Source organism: Aeromicrobium halocynthiae (assembly GCF_039531385.1).
GTDB lineage: Bacteria > Actinomycetota > Actinomycetes > Propionibacteriales > Nocardioidaceae > Aeromicrobium > Aeromicrobium halocynthiae.
This window is the reverse complement of the sequence record NZ_BAAAPY010000012.1, coordinates 1-24,705: the sequence shown is the minus strand read 5'-3', so window position 1 is coordinate 24,705 and position 24,705 is coordinate 1. Positions and strand designations below refer to the sequence as shown.

At 69.9% G+C, this 24,705-nt stretch carries 28 protein-coding genes and 1 tRNA gene; 16 read left to right on the top strand and 13 right to left on the bottom strand.

Annotated features, from left to right (window positions below):
• Window positions 1-20 precede the first annotated feature (20 nt).
• Entirely contained in the window at window positions 21-767 is a 747-nt protein-coding gene (locus ABD213_RS13505) for an SDR family NAD(P)-dependent oxidoreductase (RefSeq protein ID WP_344329639.1), read from the bottom strand.
• Window positions 768-887: 120 nt separating this feature from the next.
• Here ABD213_RS13505 and mshA point away from each other — a divergent pair, with 120 nt between their 5' ends.
• A complete protein-coding gene (mshA, locus tag ABD213_RS13500) occupies window positions 888-2,183 on the top strand; it encodes a D-inositol-3-phosphate glycosyltransferase (RefSeq protein WP_344329637.1) in 1,296 nt (431 codons plus the stop codon).
• Window positions 2,183-2,668: a type III secretion system chaperone family protein gene (locus tag ABD213_RS13495; RefSeq protein WP_344329636.1), complete on the top strand. Its 486-nt coding sequence runs from the start codon at window positions 2,183-2,185 to the stop codon at window positions 2,666-2,668. Before mshA ends, ABD213_RS13495 begins: the two co-directional genes overlap by 1 nt.
• A 7-nt stretch (window positions 2,669-2,675) precedes the next feature.
• On the opposite strand, the gene ABD213_RS13490 is transcribed toward ABD213_RS13495, so the two are convergent.
• The gene (locus ABD213_RS13490; RefSeq protein ID WP_344329634.1) at window positions 2,676-3,173 is read right to left on the bottom strand and encodes a hypothetical protein; all 498 of its coding nucleotides are present in this window, start codon (window positions 3,171-3,173) and stop codon (window positions 2,676-2,678) included.
• A gap of 33 nt (window positions 3,174-3,206) precedes the next feature.
• On the opposite strand from ABD213_RS13490, the gene ABD213_RS13485 reads away from it, so the two are divergent.
• Genes ABD213_RS13485 through ABD213_RS13475 form a run of 3 tightly spaced genes read left to right on the top strand, consistent with a single transcriptional unit; the run spans window position 3,207 to window position 5,356 of the window.
• Window positions 3,207-3,869 carry a DsbA family oxidoreductase gene (locus tag ABD213_RS13485; protein WP_344329633.1) on the top strand — a complete coding sequence of 221 codons (663 nt, stop codon included), beginning with the start codon at window positions 3,207-3,209 and terminating at the stop codon, window positions 3,867-3,869.
• A gap of 19 nt (window positions 3,870-3,888) precedes the next feature.
• Complete coding sequence (locus ABD213_RS13480) at window positions 3,889-4,635, top strand: phosphoglyceromutase (protein WP_344329632.1); 747 nt, start codon at window positions 3,889-3,891, stop codon at window positions 4,633-4,635.
• Window positions 4,636-4,684: 49 nt separating this feature from the next.
• Window positions 4,685-5,356: a hypothetical protein gene (locus ABD213_RS13475; RefSeq protein WP_344329630.1), complete on the top strand. Its 672-nt coding sequence runs from the start codon at window positions 4,685-4,687 to the stop codon at window positions 5,354-5,356.
• 9 nt (window positions 5,357-5,365) lie between these two features.
• Here the strand turns inward: ABD213_RS13475 and ABD213_RS13470 are convergent, their stop codons facing one another.
• The gene (locus ABD213_RS13470) at window positions 5,366-6,046 is read right to left on the bottom strand and encodes a response regulator (protein ID WP_344329628.1); all 681 of its coding nucleotides are present in this window, start codon (window positions 6,044-6,046) and stop codon (window positions 5,366-5,368) included.
• Window positions 6,043-7,182, bottom strand: a complete 1,140-nt coding sequence (locus ABD213_RS13465; protein WP_344329627.1) for a sensor histidine kinase — start codon at window positions 7,180-7,182, stop codon at window positions 6,043-6,045. The genes ABD213_RS13470 and ABD213_RS13465 overlap by 4 nt, the downstream gene beginning before the upstream one ends.
• 134 nt (window positions 7,183-7,316) lie before the next feature.
• Here ABD213_RS13465 and phoU point away from each other — a divergent pair, with 134 nt between their 5' ends.
• Window positions 7,317-7,964, top strand: coding sequence for a phosphate signaling complex protein PhoU (phoU, locus tag ABD213_RS13460; RefSeq protein WP_344329625.1), 648 nt, complete (start codon window positions 7,317-7,319; stop codon window positions 7,962-7,964).
• A gap of 66 nt (window positions 7,965-8,030) precedes the next feature.
• On the opposite strand, the gene ABD213_RS13455 is transcribed toward phoU, so the two are convergent.
• Complete coding sequence (locus ABD213_RS13455; protein WP_344329624.1) at window positions 8,031-8,600, bottom strand: copper chaperone PCu(A)C; 570 nt, start codon at window positions 8,598-8,600, stop codon at window positions 8,031-8,033.
• 167 nt (window positions 8,601-8,767) lie between these two features.
• Here ABD213_RS13455 and ABD213_RS13450 point away from each other — a divergent pair, with 167 nt between their 5' ends.
• Entirely contained in the window at window positions 8,768-9,253 is a 486-nt protein-coding gene (locus ABD213_RS13450) for a CarD family transcriptional regulator (RefSeq protein WP_344329623.1), read from the top strand.
• A 62-nt stretch (window positions 9,254-9,315) separates the two neighbouring features.
• Here ABD213_RS13450 and ispF read toward each other — a convergent pair whose 3' ends face one another.
• Complete coding sequence (gene ispF / locus ABD213_RS13445) at window positions 9,316-9,789, bottom strand: 2-C-methyl-D-erythritol 2,4-cyclodiphosphate synthase (RefSeq protein WP_344329622.1); 474 nt, start codon at window positions 9,787-9,789, stop codon at window positions 9,316-9,318.
• A gap of 27 nt (window positions 9,790-9,816) precedes the next feature.
• Window positions 9,817-11,061, bottom strand: coding sequence for a peptidase C39 family protein (locus tag ABD213_RS13440; RefSeq protein WP_344329621.1), 1,245 nt, complete (start codon window positions 11,059-11,061; stop codon window positions 9,817-9,819).
• Window positions 11,062-11,101: 40 nt separating this feature from the next.
• Here ABD213_RS13440 and cysS point away from each other — a divergent pair, with 40 nt between their 5' ends.
• Entirely contained in the window at window positions 11,102-12,511 is a 1,410-nt protein-coding gene (gene cysS / locus ABD213_RS13435; protein WP_344329619.1) for a cysteine--tRNA ligase, read from the top strand.
• The gene (rlmB, locus tag ABD213_RS13430; protein WP_344329618.1) at window positions 12,511-13,455 is read left to right on the top strand and encodes a 23S rRNA (guanosine(2251)-2'-O)-methyltransferase RlmB; all 945 of its coding nucleotides are present in this window, start codon (window positions 12,511-12,513) and stop codon (window positions 13,453-13,455) included. Before cysS ends, rlmB begins: the two co-directional genes overlap by 1 nt.
• Before the next feature lie 272 nt (window positions 13,456-13,727).
• On the opposite strand, the gene galE is transcribed toward rlmB, so the two are convergent.
• Window positions 13,728-14,747: a UDP-glucose 4-epimerase GalE gene (gene galE, locus ABD213_RS13425; protein WP_344329616.1), complete on the bottom strand. Its 1,020-nt coding sequence runs from the start codon at window positions 14,745-14,747 to the stop codon at window positions 13,728-13,730.
• A gap of 27 nt (window positions 14,748-14,774) precedes the next feature.
• On the opposite strand from galE, the gene ABD213_RS13420 reads away from it, so the two are divergent.
• The gene (locus ABD213_RS13420; protein WP_344329615.1) at window positions 14,775-15,245 is read left to right on the top strand and encodes an SRPBCC family protein; all 471 of its coding nucleotides are present in this window, start codon (window positions 14,775-14,777) and stop codon (window positions 15,243-15,245) included.
• A gap of 198 nt (window positions 15,246-15,443) precedes the next feature.
• Here ABD213_RS13420 and ABD213_RS13415 read toward each other — a convergent pair whose 3' ends face one another.
• Complete coding sequence (locus tag ABD213_RS13415) at window positions 15,444-15,809, bottom strand: carboxymuconolactone decarboxylase family protein (protein WP_344329613.1); 366 nt, start codon at window positions 15,807-15,809, stop codon at window positions 15,444-15,446.
• 79 nt (window positions 15,810-15,888) lie between these two features.
• On the opposite strand from ABD213_RS13415, the gene ABD213_RS13410 reads away from it, so the two are divergent.
• Complete coding sequence (locus tag ABD213_RS13410; protein ID WP_344329612.1) at window positions 15,889-16,143, top strand: metal-sensitive transcriptional regulator; 255 nt, start codon at window positions 15,889-15,891, stop codon at window positions 16,141-16,143.
• Window positions 16,144-16,159: 16 nt separating this feature from the next.
• On the opposite strand, the gene ABD213_RS13405 is transcribed toward ABD213_RS13410, so the two are convergent.
• The 4 genes from ABD213_RS13405 to ABD213_RS13390 all read right to left on the bottom strand — a co-directional run bounded on the left by ABD213_RS13405 (window position 16,160) and on the right by ABD213_RS13390 (window position 20,095).
• The gene (locus ABD213_RS13405) at window positions 16,160-16,633 is read right to left on the bottom strand and encodes a DinB family protein (protein ID WP_344329610.1); all 474 of its coding nucleotides are present in this window, start codon (window positions 16,631-16,633) and stop codon (window positions 16,160-16,162) included.
• A 310-nt stretch (window positions 16,634-16,943) separates the two neighbouring features.
• The gene (locus ABD213_RS13400; protein ID WP_344329608.1) at window positions 16,944-18,257 is read right to left on the bottom strand and encodes a D-arabinono-1,4-lactone oxidase; all 1,314 of its coding nucleotides are present in this window, start codon (window positions 18,255-18,257) and stop codon (window positions 16,944-16,946) included.
• On the bottom strand, window positions 18,254-19,429 hold the full coding sequence (locus tag ABD213_RS13395) for an alanine racemase (RefSeq protein WP_344329606.1): 1,176 nt from the start codon (window positions 19,427-19,429) through the stop codon (window positions 18,254-18,256). The genes ABD213_RS13400 and ABD213_RS13395 overlap by 4 nt, the downstream gene beginning before the upstream one ends.
• A gap of 78 nt (window positions 19,430-19,507) precedes the next feature.
• Window positions 19,508-20,095, bottom strand: coding sequence for a TetR/AcrR family transcriptional regulator (locus tag ABD213_RS13390; RefSeq protein WP_344329744.1), 588 nt, complete (start codon window positions 20,093-20,095; stop codon window positions 19,508-19,510).
• A gap of 115 nt (window positions 20,096-20,210) precedes the next feature.
• Here ABD213_RS13390 and ABD213_RS13385 point away from each other — a divergent pair.
• From ABD213_RS13385 to ABD213_RS13365, 5 genes are all read left to right on the top strand, one after another.
• Window positions 20,211-20,283: transfer RNA gene (locus tag ABD213_RS13385), tRNA-Thr, on the top strand.
• Between the two features lie 297 nt (window positions 20,284-20,580).
• The gene (locus ABD213_RS13380; RefSeq protein ID WP_344329604.1) at window positions 20,581-22,014 is read left to right on the top strand and encodes an ApeA N-terminal domain 1-containing protein; all 1,434 of its coding nucleotides are present in this window, start codon (window positions 20,581-20,583) and stop codon (window positions 22,012-22,014) included.
• Between the two features lie 948 nt (window positions 22,015-22,962).
• Entirely contained in the window at window positions 22,963-23,448 is a 486-nt protein-coding gene (locus ABD213_RS13375; protein WP_344329601.1) for a hypothetical protein, read from the top strand.
• Between the two features lie 386 nt (window positions 23,449-23,834).
• On the top strand, window positions 23,835-24,143 hold the full coding sequence (locus ABD213_RS13370) for a transposase (RefSeq protein ID WP_344329596.1): 309 nt from the start codon (window positions 23,835-23,837) through the stop codon (window positions 24,141-24,143).
• Window positions 24,140-24,631: a hypothetical protein gene (locus tag ABD213_RS13365; RefSeq protein ID WP_344329592.1), complete on the top strand. Its 492-nt coding sequence runs from the start codon at window positions 24,140-24,142 to the stop codon at window positions 24,629-24,631. Before ABD213_RS13370 ends, ABD213_RS13365 begins: the two co-directional genes overlap by 4 nt.
• The last annotated feature ends 74 nt before the right edge of the window (window positions 24,632-24,705 follow it).

Sequence of the window (24,705 nt, the reverse complement as noted above, 5' to 3'; positions counted from 1 at the left end):
TCCAGCGGTCTGTTGACCTGTCAAACGCTGCGGCGGGCCACCTTGTGCGGAGCGGCCTGGTCGAGGGGCTTGACGACCACCAGGTCGACGTTGACGTGGGGTGGCCGCGTCGCGGTCCAACAGATGACGTCGGCGACGTCCTCGGCCGTCAAGGGCGTCACGCCCTCGTACACCGCCTCCGCGCGCTCGGCGTCGCCGCGGAAGCGCGTGAGCGAGAACTCCTCGGTCCGCACCATGCCGGGCGCCACCTCGCACACCCGGACCGGGCGGCCGTTGAGCTCCAGGCGCAGGGTCTCGGTCATGACGGCGAGGGCGTGCTTGGCCGCGGTGTACCCGCCGCCGCCCTCGTAGGCCAACCGGCCCGCGATCGACCCGACGTTCACGACCGTGCCCCCGCCGTCGGCCTCCAGCGCGGGCAGCAGGGCGCGCGTCGTCTGCAACGTGGCGACGACGTTGACCTCGAACATGCGGCGCCAGTCGTCGGGGTCGCCGTGCTCGACCGGCTCGAGCCCGATGGCGCCTCCGGCGTTGTTGACCAGGAGGTCGAGCCGGTCGCCGACCGCGCCGGCCATGCGGGCCACCGCGTCGGCGTCGGTCAGGTCGCACGTGACGGCGCGTCCGTCGATCTCGCGGGCGAGGGACTCGATGCGGTCGGTGCGCCGCGCCACGCACACCACCTCGTGGCCCGCGGCGGCGAGCGACCGGGCGGTGGCGGCACCGATCCCCGAGCTCGCTCCGGTCACGACGGCGAGAGGACGAGAGGTCATGACGTCATCGTGGCAGAGCACGCGTGCCGGGCCCACGTCCCAGGCCCACGTCATGGGGGAGACGTGCGCTCTCGGAGCAGCCTGAGACGATGGAGGTCCGTGTTCGTGAGGGAGATGTCGATGACCCAGCAGGTCGGACCGCTGTCCGGACCCCGTCGCGTGGCCCTGCTGTCCGCCCACACCTCGCCGCTCGAGCAGCCGGGGACCGGCGACGCCGGCGGGATGAACGTCTACGTCCTCGAGCTGTCGCGCCGACTGGCCGAGCGCGGGGTCGCGGTCGACGTGTTCACCCGGTCCACGTCGCGCCACCAGCCCGAGCGGATCGACGCGGCGCCGGGCGTCACCGTCCACCACGTCTCCGCGGGACCGTTCGACGGCCTCGGCAAGGAGGACCTGCCGGCGCAGCTGTGCGGGTTCGTGCGCGACGTCCTGCGCGAGGAGGTCGAGCGCGGCCCGGGTCGGTTCGACCTCGTGCATAGCCACTACTGGCTCTCGGGGCAGGTCGGCACCGTCGCCGCCGAGCGCTGGGACGTCCCGCTCGTGCACTCGATGCACACCATGGCCAAGGTCAAGAACGCGCGCCTCGCCGAGGGTGACCGGGCCGAGCCCGCGGGTCGCATCGCGGGGGAGGAGGAGATCGTCCGCCTCGCCGACACCCTCGTCGCGAACACCGAGGACGAACGGTCCGAGCTCATTCACCTCTACGGGGCACGCCCCGACCAGGTCGAGGTCGTGCACCCCGGTGTCGACGTCGAGGTGTTCCGGCCCGGACGACGCGAGGAGGCCAGGGCCCGGCTCGGGGTCGCCCCGGCCGCCCACGTGCTGCTCTTCGCCGGCCGCATCCAGCCGCTCAAGGCCCCCGACGTCCTGGTCGAGGCGGCGGCGGAGCTGCTCGCTCGCGACCCCGCCCAGCGCGACCGTCTCGAGGTCGTCATCGTCGGGGGAGCGTCCGGCTCCGGTCTGGAACGACCGTCGGCGCTGCAGGACCTCGTCGAGCGCCGCGGCCTGGGCGACGTCGTGCGGTTCGTGCCGCCGGTCGACCAGGCCACCTTGGCCGACTGGTACGCGGCCGCCACGGTGGTCTGCGTGCCGTCGTACAACGAGTCCTTCGGTCTCGTCGCCCTCGAGGCGCAGGCGTGCGGCACGCCGGTGGTCGCCTCGCGTGTCGGGGGTCTCGTGACGGCGGTCGCCGACGGGGTGACGGGCCTGCTCGTCGACGGCCACGACCCGCGCGACTACGCCGAGACGTTCGGTCGGCTGCTGCGCGACGAGCAGCTGCGCGCCGACCTCGGCGCGAAGGCCGTCGCGCACGCTGCCGCGTTCGGCTGGGACGTGACCGCCGAACGGACGCTCGAGACCTACCGCCGCGCCATGCACCGGCACGGTGCGCGGACCACCACCCCAGGGAGGCCGTGATGTCGACAGCCCGCGAGACGATCCTCGAGACCCTCTCCGCAGCGGAGCTGGAGTTCACCGAGCACCGGCCCGGCGTCTTCGACGTCGACCTCCCGGGGGAGCGCAAGCTCAAGACGACCGTTCGTCTCGAGGTCGGCCAGCACTCCCTCGGGGTCCACGCGTTCGTGGCGCGCAAGCCCGACGAGAACCACGAGGCCGTGTACCGATGGCTCCTGGAGAAGAACCTCAAGCTGTTCGGGGTCGCCTTCGCCGTCGACGCCGCCGGCGACATCTACCTCGACGGTCGCCTGCCGTTGTCGTCGGTCACCCCCGACGAGCTCGACCGCCTCCTGGGGTCGGTGCTCTCCTACGCCGACGAGTCGTTCAACTCGATCCTCGAGCTCGGCTTCGCGTCGTCCATCCGCAAGGAGTGGCAGTGGCGAGAGCTGCGCGGAGAGCCGACCCACAACCTCGAGGCGTTCCGGCACCTGCGCCCGAAGGACTGAGGCGGGCTCAGACCACCCGTGCGCCGTTGGCGGCGAGGACCTGGGCGAGCTCGCGTGCGTACGTCGGTTCGCGCAGGGACTTGAGGGTGTTGCGGGAGTACCTGTTGACGTGCTCGCGGCTGACGGTCATCCGTAGCTCGCCTGCTGGCGTCCAGAGAGTGACCGTCGCACGGCTGTGCGCCCCGTGGGTGCGGACGGCGACGTCGGCACATCGGTAGGACCAGGCGGGCATGATGGCGCCGTCCTGGAGCAGGCTGAGCGAGCCGTGCTCGACGACCACGACGCCGCCGGTGGACCCGAGCGTCCCACCGAGGACGGCCAGCGGGCCGTCGAGGAGCAGCGCGTTCCACCGTCCCTCGGTGGCGGAGCGGGGTCCGAGGCCGGGCTGCGGGCGGGCCCGTCCGGCCAGCACGATGATGCCGATCACGAGTGCGAACACGGCAGGGACGCCGATCATCAGGCCGACGGCGATGACCAGCGTCGTCTGGTCGACGCTCTCGAGCATGGCTCGACACTAGGGGACCCGTAGCGTGGAGCCATGCAGGTCTCCGTCTTCTGCGACGTCACCGATCCCTGGTCCTACGTCGGGGTCACCCGGTTGAACCGCGGGGCAGCGGTCTTCACGCTCATGACCGGCGAACCCGTCGTGGTCTCGCTGCGCGCCCACCTGCTCGCCCCCGACGAGCCGAACGACGCGCGACCCCTCCTCGAGGCCAAGGCCGACGAGCTGGGCGGGCTGGACCGGGCGCACACGTTCTTCGAGCAGGTGACGGCGGCCGCGAAGATCACGGGCATCGAGCTGAACCTCACCGACGCGGTCCGGGCGAGCTCCTTCGACGCCTGGCGGCTGCTGTCGTGGGCCGAGGAGCAGGGGCCCGGCGTGCAGCAGGACCTCGCCCAGCAGCTGTGGCGCGGGCACTTCCTCGAGGGCGCGGACATCGGCGACCCGATGGCGCTCGCGTCGCGGGCGGCGCTCGTCGGTCTCGACCTGGAGCGGGCCGACGCGATCCTCGCCGGCGACGACTACGTCGACGTCGTGCGGACCCAGCACGAGACGGCGGAGGCGCTGCACGTCACCCAGCACCCGTTCGTCGTGGCGGAGTCACGCTGGACGCTGGCCGGACCGCAGTCCCAGGACGACTACGTGCAGGGCCTGCAGCAGATGTACGCCCAGTGGCGCGACGAGCTCGGCTCGTCCTGAGCACCGTTAGGCTCGACCCATGACCTACACCCTCGTCCTGCTGCGCCACGGGCACAGCGAGTGGAACGCCAAGAACCTGTTCACCGGCTGGGTCGACGTCGACCTCAACGAGCAGGGCGTGGAGGAGGCCGGACGCGGTGCGCAGCTGTTGTCCGAGGCCGGTATCACGCCCGACGTCTCGCACACGTCGCTGCTGCGTCGTGCCATCCGCACGTCGCAGATCGTGCTCGACGGCATCGACCGGCACTGGATCCCGGTCAAGCGCTCCTGGCGTCTCAACGAGCGCCACTACGGCGCCCTGCAGGGCAAGGACAAGAAGGCCACCCTCGAGGAGTTCGGCGAGGAGCAGTTCATGACCTGGCGCCGCTCCTACGACACCCCGCCCCCGGCACTCGCCGACGACGCGGAGTTCAGCCAGGCCGCCGACCCGCGCTACGCCGACCTGCCCGACGAGCTGCTGCCGCGCACCGAGTGCCTGGCCGACGTGCTCGACCGGATGCTGCCCTACTGGTACGACGCGATCGTGCCGGACCTGCTCGGTGGCAAGACGGTGCTCGTCACCGCGCACGGCAACTCCCTGCGCGCCCTGGTCAAGCACCTCGACGGACTCGGTGAGGACGAGGTCGTCGGTCTCAACATCCCCACCGGCATCCCGCTGGTCTACGAGCTCGACGCCGACCTGCGCCCGGTAACGAACGGCGGGCAGTACCTGGACCCCGACGCCGCGGCCGATGCGATCGCGGCCGTGGCGAACCAAGGTCGCTGAATTCGCCGAACCAAGGACGGGGCGGGCCTCGGCGGACGACGATGGGGGCGTGAGCAAGCGACCCCCGGTGAAGCCTCGTCGGCCCGGCGTTGTTCGGCGCAAGCCGGGACGCGTGGCCCGGGGCGCTGCGCTCGGCACGCTGGCGGTCTCGCCGATCGTGCTGGGCGCGATCGCCCTCTCGGCGATCTTCGGCGGGCGACCGGTGGCCGGTCGCACGTCGGTGGAGCTGCGGGCGTTCGCCCGTGACGCGAGTGGCGCGACGGGCTTCCCCGCCGAGGGCGCCGCGGTCCGGAGCACGTCGGTCGTGACCGTCGACGTCGACGACGGCCGCATCGACGCCGCCTACCACCTCGGTTCGAACCTGGTGCACGGGCTGGCCGCGCTGCTGGTCGTCCTCGCCGTCGTCACGGCCGTCGGGGTGCTGCGACGTCGTCCGGTGGGCCTGGCGAGCGTCGTCGTCGCCGGCTTCATCGCGGCGTACTGCGCCGTTGCTGCGTTCGCCGTCCCGTGGGCGCGTGGCTGGGCGGTCGACCGGGTCATCGCGGACTACGGGCTGCCGGTGTCCGTCGAGCAGGCCCAGGCGCTCGGCGTCGGCTTCCACGTCGCCGCGCCGCAGGTCAGCTCGTTCGCGTGGACGGCGGGTCTGCTCGGATGCGCCGTCGTCGCGCTCGGCGCGGTGCTGTGGGCCCTGCACCTGCGGCGGCTGCTCGGCCGACGCTGAGCGGACCTCTCAGGCGTCGAGCTTGTAGCCCAGGCCCCGGACGGTCGTGAGGGTGATCGGGTTGCCCGGGTCGGGCTCGATCTTGGCGCGCAGGCGCTTGACGTGGACGTCGAGGGTCTTGGTGTCGCCCACGTAGTCCGCGCCCCACACGCGGTCGATCAGCTGGCCGCGGGTGAGGACACGCCCGGGGTTGCGCAGGAAGAACTCGAGCAGCTCGAACTCCTTCAGCGGCAGGCGCACCGTCTCCCCGCCGACGGAGACCAGGTGGCGCTCGACGTCCATCCGGACCCGACCGGCCTCGAGCACCGCGTCCTCGTCGACCTCCTCGGTGACACCGCGGCGCAGCACCGCCCGGATGCGGGCCACCAGCTCGCGGGGGGAGTACGGCTTGGTGACGTAGTCGTCGGCGCCGAGCTCCAGGCCGACGACCTTGTCGACCTCGGTGTCCTTCGCGCTGACCATGATGATCGGCACCTGCGAGGACTGCCGCAGCTGGCGGCACACCTCGGTGCCGGGCAGGCCGGGGAGCATGAGGTCGAGCAGCACGATGTCGGCGCCCCCGCGCTCGAACTCGTCGAGCGCGTCGGGACCGGTCTCCGCGACGACGACGTCGAAGCCCTCCTTGCGGAGCACGTACGACAACGCCTCGCTGTAGGACGTCTCGTCCTCGACCACCAGAACGCGTGTCACGCGATCTCCTCTTCCATGTCGAGCCGGTGCTGCGGCAGCACCAGCGTGAAGGTGGACCCGGCGCCCGGCTCGCTCCAGACCTCGACGCTGCCGTTGTTGCTGGCCGCGACGTGCTTGACGATGGACAGTCCGAGGCCGGTCCCCCCGGTGGCGCGGGCCCGGGCGGGGTCCACGCGGTAGAACCGCTCGAAGATGCGCTCCAGCTCGGTCTCGGGGATCCCGATGCCGTTGTCGGCGACGGTGATCCGCACCGCGCCGTCGCCGAGGCGGGCCGTCACGGCCACGCGCGAGCCCTCCGGGCTGTACGCGACGGCGTTCTCGACGAGGTTGCTGACGGCGGCGTGCAGCTGACCGCGGTCGCCGTGGACGAGCAGGTCCGGCTCGACGTCGCGCACGATCGCGATGCCCTTGCTCTCGGACTCGGTCAACGAGTGCTCGCACGCCTCGGAGACCAGCTCGTCGACCTTGACGACGACGGCGTTCTCGCTGATCTGGTCGTTCTGGAGTCGGGCGAGGTCGATGATCTGCTGCACGAGCCGGTTGAGCCGCTCGCTCTCGCTCTGCATGCGTGCGGCGAAGCGGACGACCGCCTCGGGCTCGTCGCGTGCCTCCGAGACCGCCTCGGCGAGCAGGTTGATCGCGCCGACCGGCGTCTTCAGCTCGTGGCTGACGTTCGCGACGAAGTCGCGGCGGATCGCCTCCACCTGACGCTCGCGGGTCTGGTCGAGCGCGAGGATGAGCATGAAGCGCGACGTCAGTGGCCCGATGCGCACCCGCACGTGGGCGGTGGAGCCACGTCGGGGCTGCAGGTCGAGGTCGAGCTCGCGGACCTGCCCGTCGCGGCGCACCCGCCGGACGAGGTCGAGGATCTCGGCGTTCTCCACCCGCCCGTCGTGCACGATGCCGAGTGCGACGGCGGGGGCCGATGCCTTGACGACCTCCTCGGAGGAGTCGAGGACGACGGCCGAGGACGACAGCACCGACAGGACGGCGTCGACGCCGTCCGGCACCGCCGGGGCGGGCGGCGCGGCCGGCACGGGCTCCTCCTGGCGCCGGCCCCTCCAGGCGAGGGTCGCGACCACGCCGAGCAGGACGCCGACCAGCACGGCGGCGAGCAGACCAACGGCGTTCTCCACGCCTGTGATGGTACGACCCCCGAGCGGGTGGACCCGGCCGCGAAGCCCGTCCAGGCCTGTCCTTTCGGGCGCTGTTCACCGCTGGTTCACCGTGGGTCGCGCCCCGTTCACCGATTCGGCATAGGTTGGGGTCCATGCGCGATCAGTACTACGAACAGCTCGACTCCATCGTCGACGACCTCGTGACCCTCACCGGAACCGTCCGCAAGGCCGTCGCTGCGGCCACCGCGGCCCTGCTGAACGCCGACGGCCCGCTGGCCGAGTCGGTGATCGCCGGCGATCGGGAGGTCGAGGAGACCGTGGAGGCGATCGAGGAGCGCACGCTGCTGCTGCTCGCCACGCAGCAGCCGGTCGCCAGCGACCTGCGCCAGCTCGTCGCGACGCTGCGCATGCTCACCGACCTGCAGCGCATGGGTGCCCTGTCGGTGCACGTGGCCAAGGTCGCGCGGCTGCGCATCCCCGACGTCGCGGTGCCCACGGCCATGCAGCCGACCATCATGGCGATGGCGTCCACGGCCGACCAGATGATCCACGCCGCCTCGCGCATCGTCGCCGAGCGCGACGTCGACGCCGCGACGCGCCTGGAGGACACCGACGACGAGATGGACCGCCTGCGCAAGCAGCTGTTCCGCACCCTGCTCGGCGGGAACTGGGAGCACGGCATCGAGCCGGCCATCGACCTCGCGCTGCTGGGCCGTTACTACGAGCGCCTCGGCGACCACGCCGTCTCGATGGCGCGGCGGGTCGTCTACCTCGTCACCGGCGAGATGCAGTCCTCCTGACCTGACGCCGAACGACGAGGCCCCCGACCGGACCGGTCGGGGGCCTCGTCGTTCGGCGGGGGACCGTCAGGGCACTGGGACGAGCTCGGCCTGCTCGTCCTCGCTCGGCTCGACCTCCAGCGGGGCCTCGTCCTCGGGGGAGGACTCGGGAATCTCGGCGTAGCGGGCCGCGCGGTTCACGACCGGGGCGTTGATGACGACGTCGCCGACGCCGTCGAACGTCAGCGTGATGGTGGCGAACCGGCCCTCGCCGAGGCCGTCGACCTCGAAGCCGGCGAACTCGCCCGCGGGACCGAGCGTGTACAGGCCACCGGCCGGCACGGAGACGTCCACGGCCGGCTCGAGCTCGGACAGGGCGCCCTCCTCCGACAGCGGGACGAAGGTCGCTCCCGTGAGCTCCTGGTCAGTGTCGGTGGTGTTGACGATGCCGACGCTCAGGGAGAAGGTCCCGTCGGTGTTCTGCACCAGCAGCGTGTTGTAGAGGCGGACGTCGCCCTCGCGCTGGTTCGTGCCGACAGCGGGCTGGTACTGCTGGCTCGTGGCGGCGTCGAAGCCGGTGCCGCAGGCGGCCAGCCCGAGGGATGCGGCGAGAAGGATGGAGGCGGCCGCAAGGCGGCGGGGACGGTCCGTGGTCACCGGATTCCTGCTTCCCGTCGAGGAGGGGCGTGAACGCGCACATCGTATCGGAGGGCGGCGCTGGACAGGTGACCGGCCGGGTGCTATGGGCGCTCTGCCCACTGATCGCAGGAAATTGCCGTCCGACGCCCGTGTTAAACTGGTCACCTAGGAAAGGTGCGCCTTATATGACTTTCACTGTCGGAGAGACGGTTGTGTACCCCAACCACGGGGCCGCAGTCATCGAAGACATCGAGACCAGGACCATCAAGGGGGAGGAGCGCGAGTACCTCGTTCTCCGGATCGTCGCACAGAACGATCTGGTCGTCCGCGTCCCAGCGTGCAACGTCGATCTGGTCGGTGTCCGCGACGTCGTGGACCAGGCCGGGCTCGAGAAGGTGTTCGGGGTCCTGCGGGCCGAGCACGTCGAGGAACCGACCAACTGGTCGCGTCGCTACAAGGCCAACCTGGAGAAGCTGCACTCCGGCGACGTGCTCAAGGTGGCCGAGGTCGTCCGTGACCTCTGGCGCCGCGACCACGAGCGCGGCCTGTCGGCCGGTGAGAAGCGGATGCTGGCGAAGGCTCGCCAGATCCTCGTCTCCGAGCTGGCGCTGGCCGAGAAGACCAACGAGGACAAGGCCGAGATCCGTCTCGACGAGGTCCTCGCCTCCTGAGAACGCCTTCAGCCCCTCGACGACCCCGGTCGTCGAGGGGCTGAGTCGTTCCCGGGGTGGCCTCAGGGCGCGGTGAGCAGGGCGGTCGCCACCGCGGCCACGCCCTCGCCGCGTCCGGTGAGGCCGAGACCGTCGGTCGTCGTCGCCGAGACCGACACGGGGGCGCCCAGCACGTCGCTCAGCACCGCCGCGGCCTCGTCGCGTCGTGGACCGAGGCGCGGGGCGTTGCCGATGACCTGCACGGCGACGTTCGCGACCTCCCAGCCGTCCGCGCGCACGAGGCGTGTGGTCTCGGCGAGGAACTCCGTCCCCGCGGCGCCGGACCACCGCGGGTCGGCCGTCCCGAACCGCGAGCCGATGTCACCGAGGCCGGCGGCCGACAGCAGGGCGTCGACGATCGCGTGGCAGGCCGCGTCGCCGTCGGAGTGTCCCTCCAGGCCCGCCGGCTCGTCGGGCCAGTGCAGGCCCGCCAGGTGCATCGGCCTGCCGGCCACGAGGCGGTGGACGTCGGTGCCGATCCCGGTACGCAGGCGCATGCCCTCATCCTGCCGGAACGGTGTGGCCTACCAGCGCAGCGTGTCCGCGGGCAGGGCCGTGCCGGGGGCCCTCACGACGTAGGTGATGCCACCGCTGCCGCGCAACCACGCACGTTCGAGCTGGGCACGGTCGTAGGCGCGTCGGACCGCGGAGTTCGTCGCCCCGGCCGGGTCGTTGGCGATGACCCGGCCGTCCTTGGTGAAGCCGCGGATGACGAGCAGGTGCCCGTTCGTCGAGGAGATCGGCGCGCCGGAGAGCTCGCCGCGACCGAACCGCACCGAGACCACCAGCGGGATGCCGGCCCTGATGAACGCCTCGGCGTCGCGCAGGTCGCTCAGGCGCGTCACGAAGGCGTCGGCACCGTGGTGCGCGGCGTAGGCCGTCGAGAAGCCCCAGTTGCCGGTGCCGCGATAGCGGTGGTCGTAGGAGTAGCGGGCCGCGTGGTCGACCTGGCCGTCGGTGCCGGCCCACTGGTACTTCGAGGCTGCGGGACCACGGCCCGCGTAGCGCAGGACCATCGCGATCGATGTCGGGGAGCACCACGCCTCCCCGCCGCCACCCCACTGCGGGAAGTGGCCGCGGTGGGTCATCTGCGAGAACGACGGGACCCGGAGCTCCCGGGTCGCGGTCATGGTCGTGCGGCTCGTCGCGACCGAGCGGGTGCCGTAGGAGGACACGGCCGCGCTCACCGAGCGCAGGCGCGGCGTCGCGCTCGATCCTGGCTTGCGCAGCAGCTCGACCCGCACCTGCCACGAGGAGAAGCGCTTGTTCGGGTTGGCGCGCACGGTGTCGACGGCGACCTTGGCGAGGTCGTCGGTCTGGGCGAGGCCGGAGGCGCGGTTGATGCTGTTCGGTCCGTACGCCCACTCCCCGACGACGTCCCAGCTGCCGGTGCTGGAGCCTCGCTTGACGCGCACCAGCACGCGCAGCCAGGTGCCGTGCGGCATCGTCGCGCCCCACGACGGCACCAGGTGGTTGGCCTGGGTGCCGGAGGAGGTCCATGGCGAGGTCCACGACCCGTAGCTCCAGCGCACCGGCTTCTTCGCCCCGAAGGGGTCGGTGTGGGTACGCGTCCGCGTGGGGGAGGACAGGACGACGGCGTTGCCGTCGAGCCGGACGCCGTCGAACGCACCGGCGGCGAGCCGGGCGGGGGTCTCCCACCGGACGGTGCGGGTGTGGTCGGCGACCGCCTGGGCGGAGGAGACCGTGAGCAGGGGCATGAGCAGGACCGCGGCCACCAGCCAGACCGCGAGCCGGGGAAGGCGGCACATGCGGTCATCGTAGGGCTTTTCGGGCCGGTAGGGTTGCGGAGTGAGTCTTCGCCTGTACGACACCGCGACGCGCCAGGTGCGCGAGCTCGACCCGGTCGTCCCCGGGCACGTCGGCATCTACCACTGCGGGCTCACCGTGCAGGGGCCGCCGCACATCGGACACATCCGCAAGGAGGTCGTCTTCGACGTCCTGCGTCGCTGGCTCGAGCGCGACGGCTACGACGTCACCGTCGTCGCCAACGTCACCGACATCGACGACAAGATCCTCACCAAGGCGCTCGAGCAGGACCGTCCGTGGTTCGCCGTCGCCTACGAGAACGAGCGCGCCCTGCACGCGGCCTACGAGGTGCTCGGGTGCCGACCGCCCACGTACGAGCCTCGTGCCACGGGCGTCGTGCCGGAGATGATCGAGATGATGGCCGAGCTCATCGAGCGTGGCCACGCCTACCCGGCCACCGACGACTCCGGCGACGTGTACTTCGACGTGCGCTCGTGGCCGCAGTACGGCGAGCTCAGCAACCAGCGCGTCGAGGACATGCAGGACGCGCCCGACGCGCCGCCGGACGGCAAGCGCGACCCACGCGACTTCGCGCTGTGGAAGGGCAGCAAGGCCGACGACCCCGAGTCGGCGTCCTGGCCCACCCCCTGGGGTCGTGGTCGGCCCGGCTGGCACCTGGAGTGCTCGGCGATGGCCGGCAAGTACCTGGGCGCGGAGTTCGACATCCACGGCGGGGGTCTCGACCTGCGCTTCCCGCACCACGAGAACGAGCTCGCGCAGTCCCGTGCCGCAGGGCGGCCGTTCGCGCGGCTGTGGATGCACAACGCGATGCTCAACCTCAGCGGCGCCAAGATGTCCAAGAGCGTCGGCAACACACTCATGGTCAGCGAGGTCGTCAAGCGGGTCCCGGCCATCGCGCTGCGCTACTACCTCGTCGCGTCGCACTACCGCTCGATCGTGGAGTTCACCGAGGAGTCGCTCGCCGAGGCGGCCGTGGCGTTCGAGCGCATCGAGGGGTTCGTGCGGCGCGCGGCCCAGCGGGTCGGTGCCGGCGAGCCGGGCGACGTGACCCCGGCGTTCGTGGCGGCGATGGACGACGACCTGGCGGTCCCGGCGGCGCTCGCGGAGGTCCAACGCGTCATCAGCGCGGGCAACAGCGCGCTCTCCGGCGACGACGACGCCACGACCGGCGAGGCCCTGGCGCAGGTGCGGGCGATGCTCGACGTCCTCGGCGTCGACCCGCTCGCCGAGCAGTGGCAGGCGCAGGGTGCCGACGACAGCTCCCGACGTGCGCTGGAGCCGCTCGTGCAGGGTCTGCTCGAGCAGCGCCAGGAGGCGCGCGCGACCAAGGACTTCGCCACCGCCGACCGCGTGCGCGACCAGCTGGCCGCGGCCGGCATCGAGATCGAGGACACGCCGCACGGCCCGCGGTGGTCCGTGAGGAGCAGCTGATGGCCGGCAACAGCAACCGTCGAGGCGCGATCAAGAAGTCCGGCAAGGGCAACCCGACCGCCGGGTCGGGAGGGCGCCGACGCAAGGGGCTGGAGGGCAAGGGGCCCACGCCCCGCGCCGAGGAGCGCCCGAACCACAAGGCCTACAAGATGGCGCGTGCGGCCGACAAGCGCGAGGCCGCGCGACCCAAGCGCAAGAGCGACGGCGGGCCCGAGTGGGTGGCCGGGCGCAACAGTGTCCTCGAGCTGCTGCGGGCCACGGTCCCGGTCATGGGGTTGTACATCGCCGAGGGCCTCGACCGCGACGACCGGGTCCGCGAGATCTTCAAGCTCGCCGCCGAGCAGCACGTCTCGCTGCTGGAGGTGGGCCGGGTCGAGCTCGACAAGCTCACCGGCGGCGCCGTGCACCAGGGTGTGGCCGCCAAGCTCGACGCCTACGACTACGCCGACGCCGACGCCGTCGTCGCCCAGGCGATCGCCGACGGGGAGGTGCCGCTCATGGTGGTCCTCGACGGCATCACCGACCCCCGCAACCTCGGTGCCATCGTCCGGTCCGCGTCCGGGTTCGGCGCGCACGGCGTCGTCGTGCCCGAGCGTCGCGCCGCGCAGATGACGGCTGCTGCGTGGAAGACCTCCGCCGGTGCCGCCGCTCGCGTCCCGGTGTGCCGGGCGACGAACCTGACCCGGCAGATCACGTCGTTCAAGAAGGCCGGGCTCATGGTGGTCGGGCTCGCCGCCGACGGCGACGTCGACCTGCCCGACCTCGACCTCGCCGACGGGCCGCTCGCCATCGTCATCGGCTCGGAGGGCAAGGGCATCTCCCGCCTCGTGGGGGAGAACTGCGACGCGACGGTGTCCATCCCGATGGCGTCGGGACTGGAGTCGCTCAACGCCGGCGTCGCCGCCGGCATCTCCCTCTACGCGGTCGCTCAACGCCGCCGCTGAACGCCCCGGTCGGGCTGGGCCTCGGTGGTTGAGTAGAGACGAGGGCGACGGAGGAGCGTCTCGGCTCGTATCGAAACCACGGCTGGGGGTCGTGGGTCGGCTGTATCGCGGGTGGTGGGCCTGGTCTCGATATGCGGGGTCCTGCTCCTTCGTCGCGGTCCCCGCTACTCGACCACCGAGAGATGGTCCAGTTCTCGGTGGTTGAGTGGAGACGAGGGTGACGGAGGAGCGCCTCGGCTCGTATCGAAACCACGCCCCGCCCCGACGCCTGCTCAGCCGTCGTAGCCGTTCGGGTTCTGCGACTGCCACCTCCAGGTGTCGCGGCACATGTCGTCGACCGAGCGGGTGGTCGTCCAGCCGAGCTCACGCTCGGCCTTGCCCGGGTCGGCCCAGAAGGCGGGGAGGTCGCCGTCGCGTCGCTCGACGACGTCGTAGGGGATCGCGCGGCCGCTGGCCCGCTCGAACGCGCCGATCATCTCCAGCACGGACGTTCCGGTGCCGCTGCCGAGGTTCCAGGCGTGCACGCCGGCCTCCCCGGCCGCGATGGCGTCGAGGGCCACGACGTGCCCGTCGGCGACGTCCTGCACGTGGATGTAGTCGCGCTCGCAGGTGCCGTCGGACGTCGGGTAGTCACCCCCGAAGACCGAGAGCCGCTCGCGCCGGCCGACCGCGACCTGGGCGATGAAGGGGACGAGGTTGTTCGGGACGCCCCGGGGGTCCTCGCCGATGCGCCCGGACGGGTGCGCACCGACCGGGTTGAAGTACCGCAGCAGCGCGATGCGCCAGGTGGGATCGGCTGCGGCGACGTCGGTGAGGATGCGTTCGGTCATCACCTTGGTCTGGCCGTAGGTGCTGGCGGAGTCCAGTGGCTCGAAGTCCTCCACGTACGGGACCGGGGCGGCCGCGCCGTAGACGGTGGCCGAGGAGGAGAAGACGATCGTCGTCACACCCGCGTCGCGCATCGCCGCGAGCAGGGTGAGCGTCGCCCCCATGTTGTTGGCGTAGTACTCCAGCGGCTTCTGCGTGCTCTCCCCGACGGCCTTGAGGGCAGCGAAGTGGATGACGGCGTCGAAGCGGCCCTCCTCGAGCACGCGCCGGGTCGCTGCGTCGTTGCGCAGGTCGACGACGTGGAGCGGGACCGACGTGCCGGTGAGCTCCTCGACCCGTCGGACGGCCTCGGCCTTGCCGTTGACGAGGTTGTCGACCACCTCGACCTCGTGCCCGGACTCGACGAGCCGCACGACGGTGTGGGATCCGATGTAGCCGGCTCCGCCGGTGACCAGGACGCGCATGGCGCCACTCTAGGCAAGGATGGACCCATGGCATGGTTCGAGGCGAGCAGGGAGTCGACGGCGGTGGTCGACGCGACCCCCCAGCAGGTGTGGGAAATGCTCGCCGATCCCGACCAGGTCGTCGCGATGACGCCGTTCCTGCAGCGCATCACCGAGGACGGCGACCACTGGCACTGGGAGATGATCTCGATGTCGCGCATGGGGATGTCGTTCAGCCCGGCGTTCACCGTGCGGATGCACCTCGACGAGCCGCGCTGCATCGAGTTCGAGCACGACCCGCCGGACGGGGTGCGCGAGCGGGCGGGCGCCGACGGCTGGTACCGACTGCGCGAGGTCGACGCCGGGACGGAGCTGTCGATCGCGTTGACGGTCAAGGTCGACCTGCCGCTGCCGCGTCACGCGAAGCCGGCGGTGCGCACGGCGATGAAGGGCGTGCTGGCCGAGATGGGACGCCGCTTCGGGGCGAACCTCGAGACGCACCTCGCGGCCCAGAGGTAGGTGCAGCGGTAGACCGGGTCAGCGGCCGAACAGGCGGCTCATGAAGCCCGGCTTCGGTGCCTCAGGGTGCTTCCCGTCGCACCAGTTGGACGCGGGCACCATCGACCTGACCTGGGCGACGTGCTGGCCGCAGCCGGCCCAGGTGGTCTTGCCGCAGGTCCTGCAGGTGGTGGGTCGACACATGGTGGTCCTCCGTGGTCAGGCCGGCTGCTCGCCGGCGTCGTGGGCGTCGGCGAACTCGCAGAACGCGTCGTAGGCGCGGGGGCCGTGGATGGTGGCCGGTCCGCCCTTCATGAGGAAGGTGACGCCGATGGCCTCGGCGGCCTCCTGGCGCGTGGCGCCGGCGCGGACGGCGGCCTGGGCGTGGGAGGCGATGCAGCCGTCGCACCCCTCGGCGACGCCGAGGGCCAGGGCGATGAGCTCCTTGGTGCGGACGTCGAGGGCGCCGTCGGCGAAGGCGGCGGAGTGCAGCTCGCCGAACCCGCGGTAGACGTCGGGGACGGCCTTGCGGAGGCGGCGGTGTTGGGGGGACAGCTCGGTCAGGACGGACTTTCCGTGCGACATGAGACTCCTTTCGATTATCCCCCGGGGGGGATCGAGGTCGACGCTACCACAGAACCCCCTGGGGGGATATGATGTGGTGATGCACCTGGAACCTGAGGACACCGCCGCGATCACCCGTCGCATGAAGCGCGCGCACGGCCACCTGGCCAGCGTCATCCGCATGCTGGAGGAGGGTGCGGACTGCGAGGCCGCCCTCACCCAGCTCGCCGCCGTGAACAAGGCGATCAGCCGCAGCGGCTATGCCCTCGTCTCCACCGGTCTGCAGAAGTGCCTCGTCGAGGGCGACGAGGTCGACCAGGCCAAGCTGGAAAAGGTGTTCCTGGCGCTGGCCTGAGGGCCCGCGGGGGCGGCTACTCCCCGACCTGGCCGTCGATGGCCTCGCGCAGGAGATCGGCGTGGCCGTTGTGGCGGCTGTACTCCTCGACCATGTGCACGACGATCCAGCGCAGATTCAGGTCGCCCTCGACCCGGCGCGGAGGTCGGACCGCTCGGGTGTCGAGACCCTCGCCCGCCGAGGTCAGCGCGTCGTCGGAGCGAGCGATGGCGTCCTGCCAGAGTGCCAGGACGTCCTCGACGCTCTCGTCGGCAGCCGAGCGCCAGTCCCAGTCCGGGTCGCCGGACCAGTCCACGTCGGCCCACGGCTGAAGACTCACGCCGCGAAGGACCTCGCCGAACCAGTAGTCCTCCACGTAGGCGAGGTGCTTGACCATGCCGAGCAGCGTCATCGTCGACGGCGGGTGGGTGCGCAGGAGCGCGTCGCGGTCGAGTCCGGAGATCTTCCACATCAGCGTCTGGCGGTGGAACTCGAGGAACCCGCGCAGCACGTCGAGCTCGCTCCCGCTCGTCGGGGGGGTTGCGCCTGCCCTGCTCGTCGAGGTCGTGGTCGCTCGGTTCCATGACCTGACTATGGCACCACCGGCCGGAAGTCCGCCGCGAGAGGCGCATTGTCGACATCCAGTGGCGCACAGTGACTCGCGAGTGGCGCAAACTGGGGCGACACGCCGTCTCAGAAGCCCCGGTTCGCGCCACTCGCGGGTGGGTTCGCGCCACTCGCGGGTGGGTTCGCGCCACTCGCGGGTGGGTTCGCGCCACTCGCGGGTGGGTTCGCGCCACTCGCGGACGCGGCTGCCGTGGTCAGGGACCGAGGACGCGCTGCAGGTAGGGGTTGGCGAACGTGCGGTGCGGGTCGGCGTCCTCGCGGACGGCGAGGAAGTCCTCGAACCTCGGGTACCGCTCGGCCAGGTACGACGCGTCGAGGGTGTGCATCTTGCCCCAGTGCGGTCGGCCCTCGTGCGCGGTGAAGATGTCCTGCGTGGCCGCGAAGTAGGCCGTCGGGTCCGTGCGGTGGTACTGGTGCACCGCGACGTAGGCGCTGTCGCGATCGTGCGCGGTCGACAGCCAGACGTCGTCGTCGGCGGCGAACCGCACCTCGATCGGGAAGGAGACCCGCTCGTCGGTCCGGGAGAACCAGCGCTGCAGCGCGGCGATGAGGTCGGGCAGCGCCTCGCGCGGCACGGCGAACTCGCTCTCGACGAACCGCACCCGGCGCGGAGAGACGAACACGGCGTGGGAGTGGTCGACGTACTCGCGTGCGCCGAGCAGCGACCCGGACAGCTCGTTGGCGCGCGGGATGACCGACGGCCGCAGCCGGACGGCGCGGTTCAGCAGCTCGAAGGCGCCGTTGCTGAGCAGCTCGTCGTCGAGGAGGTGGCGGACCCGCCCGACCGGGCGACGTTCGGTGCCCTCGGGCACGCGGTCGTTGCGCTTGAGCAGGGCGCGGTCGGTGTGCGGGAACCAGTAGAACTCCATGTGGTCGTGGGCCTCGACCAGCTCGGGCAGGGCCGCGAGGAGGGCCGGCAGGCGCGCCGGTTCCTCGCGGGCGCGCAGCAGGAACGCGGGCACGCACTGCAGCGTGACCTCGGTGAGGACGCCCAGCGCGCCGAGACCGACGCGCACCGCCCCGAACCAGGGGTGCTGCTCGTCGACGTCGACCACGTCGCCCGTGCCGGTCACCAGGCGTGCACCCACGACGGCGGCCGCGATCCCGCGCAGCCGCGCGCCGGTGCCGTGAGTCCCGGTGGAGACGGCGCCGGCGACGGACTGCGGGTCGACGTCGCCGAGGTTGGGCAGGGCGAGCCCGAGACCGTCCAGCACACGGTTGAGCGCATGCAGGGAGATGCCGGCCTGCACGGTGACGCGTCCGGTGGCGACGTCGTGGTGCAGCAGCCGGTCGAGGTGGCGCAGGCTCGCCAGGATGCCGTCGGTGGCGGCGATGGGCGTGAAGGAGTGGCCGGCGCCGACGGCCTTGACGACCAGCCCGGCCTCGGCGCCGGCGCGGACGACGGCGGCGACCTCGTCGCTCGACCGGGGCTCGACGACGCGCGTCGGGTGGGAGCGGACGTTGCGGCCCCAGTTCTGCCACGTGCTGCTCTGCCAGGTGGTGCTCATCCGAAGGCCTTCCCCTCGCCGCGGTAGGTGGGCAGCTGCTCGACGGTGCCGTCGCCGCGCACGAGGGCGACGGTGTCGAACCGCTCGCACATCTCGCCGGCCTTGGCGTAGCGCAGGAGCACGCGGTCGCCGACGGACAGGTGGCGGGCATTGCTGCCGGTGACGGGGGTCTGCACCTCTCCGGCGCCCTCGGTGCCGAGCAGGCTGAGCCCGGTCGGCCACACCGGCGTCGGCAGGCGGGAGTCCGACGCCGGCCCCGACGCGACGTACCCGCCGGCGTGCAGGGTGGCGACGGATCGGCTCGGGCATCGCGTCACCGACAACGCGAAGTAGGCGGCGGGCCGGGCCTCGAAGGCGTCGTAGCCGTCGAACAGCGTGGGGCAGAAGAGCCCGGAGCCGGCGGTCAGCTCGGTGACGACGGGGTCGGCGCCGGTGGTCTCGAGGCTGCCGGTGCCGCCGGCGTTGACGAGGGTGAGGTGCGCGTGCTGGCTCACGGCGTCGACGACGGCGCGGCGGCGTCGGTGCAGCTCTGCGTTGGAGGCCTTCTTGACGAGCCGGACGGCGGGGGAGGTGTCCGGGAGCCCGGCGATCTGCGCGTCGTAGAACATCAGTCCGACGAGCTCGAAGCCCGCGCGGGCCTCGATGGTGCGCGCCATCGCCCTGGCCTGGCGCGCGGTGTGCACGGGGGAGCGTCGCACCCCGAGGTGCGCGGCGAGCCCGGGCGGACCGATGCGCAGGGACGCGTCGACGTCGAGACACAGCCGCAGCGTCGGGTGACCGCTGCCGAGGGCGGCGTCGATGACGTCGAGGTGCTCGATCGAGTCGACCATGAGGGTGATCGCCGCGCGACCGGCGTCGTCGGCGGCGAGCGCGCGCAGGGCGTCGGGGTCGACGCTGGGGTAGGCCAGGAGGACGTCGTCGACGCCGTGCTCGACGAGCCACAGGCTCTCGGGGAGGCTGTAGGACATCACGCCGGCGAAGCCCTCGCGCGCGAGCGTCTGCTCGACGATCTCGCGCACCCGGACGGACTTGGTGGCGACACGGATCGGGGTGCCGGCCGCGCGCTCGACGAGGTCGTCGGCGTTCGCCCACAGGGCTTGCTCGTCGAGGATCGCCAGGGGCGTCGGGAGGTGCGACGTGGCGGCCAGGAGGGCGTCGGCGGGAGTGGGCACGCGCTCAGTATGCCCGCGCCCGCGCCTCGACGGTGTAGTTCTTGGTCAAATGTCCAAGAAGGTGTGGCGGGTGCCGGCTCAGGCCGAGCGGGTGAGGGCCGCGACGTGGTCGGCGGCGAGGTCGAGCACGGCGGCGGCGGTGGTGTCGTCGCCGAGCAGCAGCCAGTTGAGGGTGAGGCCGTCGAGGACGCTCAGCAGGTAGCGCGACAGGCTGGCAACCGGCACAGTGAAGGTGACGCCCAGGCGGTCGGCGGTCGTGACCATCGCCTCGGTGTTGGTGTGCAGGTAGAGCTCGTACTGAGCGCGCGCCACCCCGGCGAGGGCGGGATCGTGCAGGGCGGCCTGGGTGACCTCGTAGGTGAGGCGGTGCTCGTCGCGGTGGGTGATGACGTGCTGCCAGTAGGTCTCGAGCGTCGCGCGGACGACGTCGCGGACCGATCCGGTGGTCGGGGGCGTGGCGAGGACGCGTTCGACGGAGCGTTCGTGCAGGGTCGCGACGACCCGCTCGAGCAGAGCCGCCTTGGAGTCGAAGCAGTAGTGGAACACCCCGAGCGGCACGCCCGCCTCGGCGACGATCGCGCGCGTCGTCGCCTTGGCGAGGCCGTCGCGGGTCATCACGGCGATGGCCGCCTCGACCAGCTGCGCTCGACGTTCGTCGGCCGACATGCGAGCCACAGGTGCCGCCTCTCCACGGTGATGCTGCTCGGACCCGCGTCAGCGTAGTGGTCGTCCCCGCTGACCCGGCGACGCCTCGCTACGATGGCCGAGCGGTCCGCCGCACGCCTCCGTAGCTCAGTTGGTAGAGCGCCTCACTTGTAATGAGGATGTCGCGGGTTCGACTCCTGTCGGAGGCTCAGAAAGTGACTCTGACCTGCGGTGATGTGAAGGCTGGTCTCCGAGCCGGAGGGCTCGTCACACGAATGGTCACGCGGATGAACTGTCTACGACGAAGTCGAGCTCGTCATTGCGCCCATTGGAGCGAGTTGCCGAGGACGATCGTCACTGATCTGCTCCACGCTGCCGAATTTTACGGTTGTGAACGCGCCGTTCAAGGGTGGATCAGCTGAGCGCCTGTAGCGTTCGAGCATGGACTCTGTGCGACGGTCGTCCTCGCCTCGCGTCCCTCCCCGCACTGGGACCAGTCGGCTCGTATGAGGATGTGCGACTCCCACCGCCTTAAGGGTTGGTGGTTCCTTCCCAACGCACCCGAGGTGCGACGACCGGGTTTCTTAATGTGGAATCCCCAGAGCGGTGCCGAACTGGAGCTCATTGGTGGTCTTCAAGGACCCGGCTGTGACAACGCCGATGCAGGGCTCGCCGGCGGAGAGGCAGCCGAATTTGGCGAGGGCACGGTCTACGGTGAGATCGATGGCGGCAAACGGGTCACGCTATGGGATGCCGAGCGCCGTAGGTACACAACCGATCTTGTCGGAGAGTTGCGGGAGGAATATTGGTGCAGCTCCTGGGTGTGTGTCGGCGCGCATATTTCCTCTGCAGATCAGCAGTCCCTTTCCAACTTCAGGGTGGTGGTGGACGATCTCTATTATCTGACCAACGACAGTCGCTTTGCCGCACCCCGCTGGGCCAAGATTGAGGGTGTGGAGGATGCCGGCGAGCATAAGCCGGACGGATCGTTCCTGGCCCCTTATGTTTTGCCCGTAGTCGGTGGCGTAAGAGCTGATGTCGCTACTGGGGCGACTTCATCGGCGAGTTACAGTGTGTTCACGAACGTGACTCGCCCGTGGATCAGCGAGGCGACTGAAGCTATGCCTGATCTCAAGCTCGATTTCATGATCCGCCGCACCCGCGCGGGTCCAAGCATCACGATCGGAGTCGACACATGGACGCGAATCGAGCCCACTTCATCTCCAGCTAGTGCTCGAGACCTACTCGGAGAAGCGCAGCCGCTTCTCGCGCTGATGCGGCTGTCGACGTACGGCGTCTGTGGCGCCGCCTCCATGTCGGCGGTATGCGACGGAAACGAAGTGTCGCTCCTTTCCCACCTCGGAAGCCCCAGCTCTCCTGAATCGCCCGCAACGGCGAATGTGATTTTCACCTTTGCTGACGTGAGTCTCGAGTCCTTCATGCGGACATGGGAACGGCTTGGTCACACGCCGCAGGCGCGCTACGCGAGGGACATGACCGTGGGTCAGATCGGCCACTCCCCTGTGATGGTTGAGGAGCACATCAGCCAGGTCCTGGGATCTGCGGAAGGGTTCCAGCGATGGTGCCTGGGAGGAGGCAAGGGCCCGAGTCTGAACCAACGTCTCCTGGACCTACTAGATCGACTCTCAGTGCCGATACAGACCCAAATCGGTCTAGACGAAAGAGCAGAGAAGTGGGCGACCTGGGCGGTGTGGGCCCGCAACAACGTGGACCATGGCGGAGCGGAAAAACATCGACCGGTCGCTGACTTCTACCACTTCAAGGTGATTGCCGATTCCGTAAGGCTGGTCACTTACCTCGTTGCGTTGACAGAGTTCGGCGTCGACAACGAGACGATCGAGGAGGCTCTCCGCAACCACCCCAGGCTCAGCGTCATCGCGAAGCGATGTTCCCAGATCGCTGATCTTCCGAGCGTGTAGTCACGCTGAACAGGGACGTTTGCGAGCCATCGTTTGGAACCCAAGACGAGGCGCGTACCCGACACCGCGGTAGGTGCTAACTGGAAGGCTGACGATGGATCTCGCAACGGCAATTCTGGCCGGGGTGCTCGCTATCTGCACTATATGGATGGCGAATCGAACTCAGAGGGCGGCGAGGGTGACGCGCGCCGCGGTGGAGAGCGCAGAACGTCGGGCAGAAGAAATTCGTCAGCCATCCATGCTTGCGGACGTTCGGTCTGATAGAGGTCAGGGCACTCTGTTGCACTTCACGATCGGCAACGCTGGACCCACCATCGCCCGTACCGTTCGAGTCAGCGGCGAGCCACCGCTGCCCGTCGAAGGATCTGTCGCCGAACATACCGAGAAGGCGATGGCACGAATCGCTAAAGGCATGGACTACCTCGCTCCCGGCGTAGAACATAGTTGGTCACTCGGACGAGGGTCCAAGTTGCTGGAGCACGACTTGCCGATGCGGCACGAGGTGACGATAATGGCGGATGGGCCATATGGGCCGATTGATTCGCCCAGGTCCCACATCAACCTGGCCGACTTCTGCTAGTCGCAGGACCGCCCTTCCGGCAATCTTCACTACCTTCGACAGGTGATCGAGGACCTAGCGCAGAGGTTCTCGAAGGAAGGGACCATGAGGGTCGAGCTCGAGAAGTCCGAACGCGACTCCCTGACTGAGCAGATCACCCGTGATCCGGCGGGTTCTAGCTCATTCCTACCGCCCCCCACACGTTGCCAGGCGCCGGACTGCTCTCGACGTTGGCAGCGGTTCGTCGACGTTCCCGCCCTCTGAAGGCGAGGCACGCTCAGACATTGTGAATACTGGAGCTCGGAGCTTCGTGCTCACGGGATCGGGCGATTACGAACGGAGCAACAATGATCTGGGTTCCTCTTGGCCAGCGATCGACGAGGTGGCTGATGATCGCCGCATCCTTGCTCGCAACAGCGCTCGCGTCCCTCCTGGGCTATTTCTACTGGGCTCTTGATGGCCCATCCTGGATGAATGCGTTGGGCTTTGGCTTTACGCTGTCGGGCGTCGCTCTTTCTGTAGGCATTTTCACCTGGTCTGCCCAGACCGCGGCAAGGCGGGTGCAGGGCCCGGTCGCTGAAGACACCTTCTCCGCCTTGGCGTTGACGGAACTCGAGTCGGCGCACCCGACGAACGAACATCTAACCGCGATCGCGGAACGCCGCGGACTGGGAGAAACGGCCGACGCCCTGCGGGGGTTATTGGTGGACGTTTGGCGACCAAAGGGGGCCGGGCGCGCCGCGCGGGCGTACCTCCTTGAAGGCCCCGACTTGTGGTTCGTCAACTCACAGGCACAGCGGCACAAGCCGGACGCGGGACTGCGTGTTGAACGGACTCCTACCGGCGACAAATGGAAACAGCACACCAAGGGTTAACGGGCCTCCCGCGCGGGTCGGCGTGGGTAGCTTTCGGCGATCGGCGCAGGATCAGCTCTCAACGGGCATCGTGACACCACGTGTCACAGAGGCTTCGTGCCCACCGCTCTTCGAAGTTCTATCCCTAATGCGTTGGGCTATCCGCGAGATCGACGGATTCGATCTGGTGTCGAGACTGAGTGATATCACGGCAGCCCCGTCCGCCCGGGTTTTTCCACCGCACTGGTGTCAGCGAGTAATCGATGTTTCGGTCCCGATCGCCTTGTCGTGCGGGCCTATGCTGGTCTGTGAATCCCGGTATCTCGAGGACAACATCGGGACTGCTGCACGGATAGGTGACATCTGATCTGTGGTGCTGAGAGGTGCTGCAGGAGAGGATGTGCAGCATGCCTAAGCCCTATCCCCGTGAGTTCCGCGATGACGTGGTCAAGGTCGCCCGGAACCGTGAGCCGGGTGTGTTGTTGAAGCAGATCGCGACCGATTTCGGGATCAGTGAGTCGTGCCTGACGAACTGGCTGAAGACAGCGGATGTCGAGGACGGTCTCAAGCCCGGGACGAGCGCTGTGGACCATGCGGAGCTGCGTGAGGCCAAGAAGCGCATCCGTCTGCTGGAGCAGGAAAACGAAGTCTTGCGGCGAGCGGCGGCTTACCTGTCTCAGGCGAACCTGCCGGGAAAAGGCTCTTCCCACTCGTGAGGGACCTGGCCGCCGACGGGATCGCCGTCGCAGTCAGTGCTCGGGTGCTCGGGCTGTGCCGTCAGCAGTACTACCGCTGGTGCGCGTGTCCGGTCACCGACTCCGAGTGGGACGAGGCTCTGCTGACGGACGCGATCTTCAACGCCCATCGCGACGATCCGGAGTTCGGATACCGCTTCATCGTCGATGAGGTCCGCGCTGGTGGCTTCGACGTCGCCGAGCGGACCGTCTGGCGGATCTGCTCGGCCAACCGTTGGTGGTCCAGCTTCGGCAAGAAGCGCAGCAAGCATGGCAAGAAGCCGGGCCCGCCGGTCCATGACGACCGCTGCGCGAGCACCGATGAGCACGGCGTGATCCGTCACAAGTTCGCCGCGGGACGGCCCAACGAGTTGTGGGTCGGTGACATCACCGAGCACCCGACCGAGGAGGGAAAGCGGCTCTTCACAGATGACGGTGTAGCGGCTGGGGTGGGGGCAGTGACCGGGTAGACGTCGAGGTCTCCCGATGATGGAAGTTCTGACGCTCGCCATCTGGAAGACCTCGACTTGTCTCACGCTACCTT

Coding starts and splice junctions, on each gene's coding strand:
- rlmB (WP_344329618.1), top strand. CDS start 12,511: ATGGCCGGCAACAGCAACCGTCGAGGCGCGATCAAGAAGTCCGGCAAG.
- ABD213_RS13505 (WP_344329639.1), bottom strand. CDS start 767: ATGACCTCTCGTCCTCTCGCCGTCGTGACCGGAGCGAGCTCGGGGATC.
- ABD213_RS13440 (WP_344329621.1), bottom strand. CDS start 11,061: ATGTGCCGCCTTCCCCGGCTCGCGGTCTGGCTGGTGGCCGCGGTCCTG.
- ABD213_RS13415 (WP_344329613.1), bottom strand. CDS start 15,809: ATGTCGCACGGAAAGTCCGTCCTGACCGAGCTGTCCCCCCAACACCGC.
- ABD213_RS13490 (WP_344329634.1), bottom strand. CDS start 3,173: ATGCTCGAGAGCGTCGACCAGACGACGCTGGTCATCGCCGTCGGCCTG.
- ABD213_RS13485 (WP_344329633.1), top strand. CDS start 3,207: ATGCAGGTCTCCGTCTTCTGCGACGTCACCGATCCCTGGTCCTACGTC.
- ABD213_RS13380 (WP_344329604.1), top strand. CDS start 20,581: ATGAGGATGTGCGACTCCCACCGCCTTAAGGGTTGGTGGTTCCTTCCC.
- ABD213_RS13495 (WP_344329636.1), top strand. CDS start 2,183: ATGTCGACAGCCCGCGAGACGATCCTCGAGACCCTCTCCGCAGCGGAG.
- mshA (WP_344329637.1), top strand. CDS start 888: ATGACCCAGCAGGTCGGACCGCTGTCCGGACCCCGTCGCGTGGCCCTG.
- phoU (WP_344329625.1), top strand. CDS start 7,317: ATGCGCGATCAGTACTACGAACAGCTCGACTCCATCGTCGACGACCTC.
- ABD213_RS13390 (WP_344329744.1), bottom strand. CDS start 20,095: ATGTCGGCCGACGAACGTCGAGCGCAGCTGGTCGAGGCGGCCATCGCC.
- ABD213_RS13420 (WP_344329615.1), top strand. CDS start 14,775: ATGGCATGGTTCGAGGCGAGCAGGGAGTCGACGGCGGTGGTCGACGCG.
- ABD213_RS13480 (WP_344329632.1), top strand. CDS start 3,889: ATGACCTACACCCTCGTCCTGCTGCGCCACGGGCACAGCGAGTGGAAC.
- ispF (WP_344329622.1), bottom strand. CDS start 9,789: ATGCGCCTGCGTACCGGGATCGGCACCGACGTCCACCGCCTCGTGGCC.
- ABD213_RS13400 (WP_344329608.1), bottom strand. CDS start 18,257: ATGAGCACCACCTGGCAGAGCAGCACGTGGCAGAACTGGGGCCGCAAC.
- ABD213_RS13450 (WP_344329623.1), top strand. CDS start 8,768: ATGACTTTCACTGTCGGAGAGACGGTTGTGTACCCCAACCACGGGGCC.
- ABD213_RS13410 (WP_344329612.1), top strand. CDS start 15,889: ATGCACCTGGAACCTGAGGACACCGCCGCGATCACCCGTCGCATGAAG.
- ABD213_RS13375 (WP_344329601.1), top strand. CDS start 22,963: ATGATCGCCGCATCCTTGCTCGCAACAGCGCTCGCGTCCCTCCTGGGC.
- ABD213_RS13370 (WP_344329596.1), top strand. CDS start 23,835: ATGCCTAAGCCCTATCCCCGTGAGTTCCGCGATGACGTGGTCAAGGTC.
- galE (WP_344329616.1), bottom strand. CDS start 14,747: ATGCGCGTCCTGGTCACCGGCGGAGCCGGCTACATCGGATCCCACACC.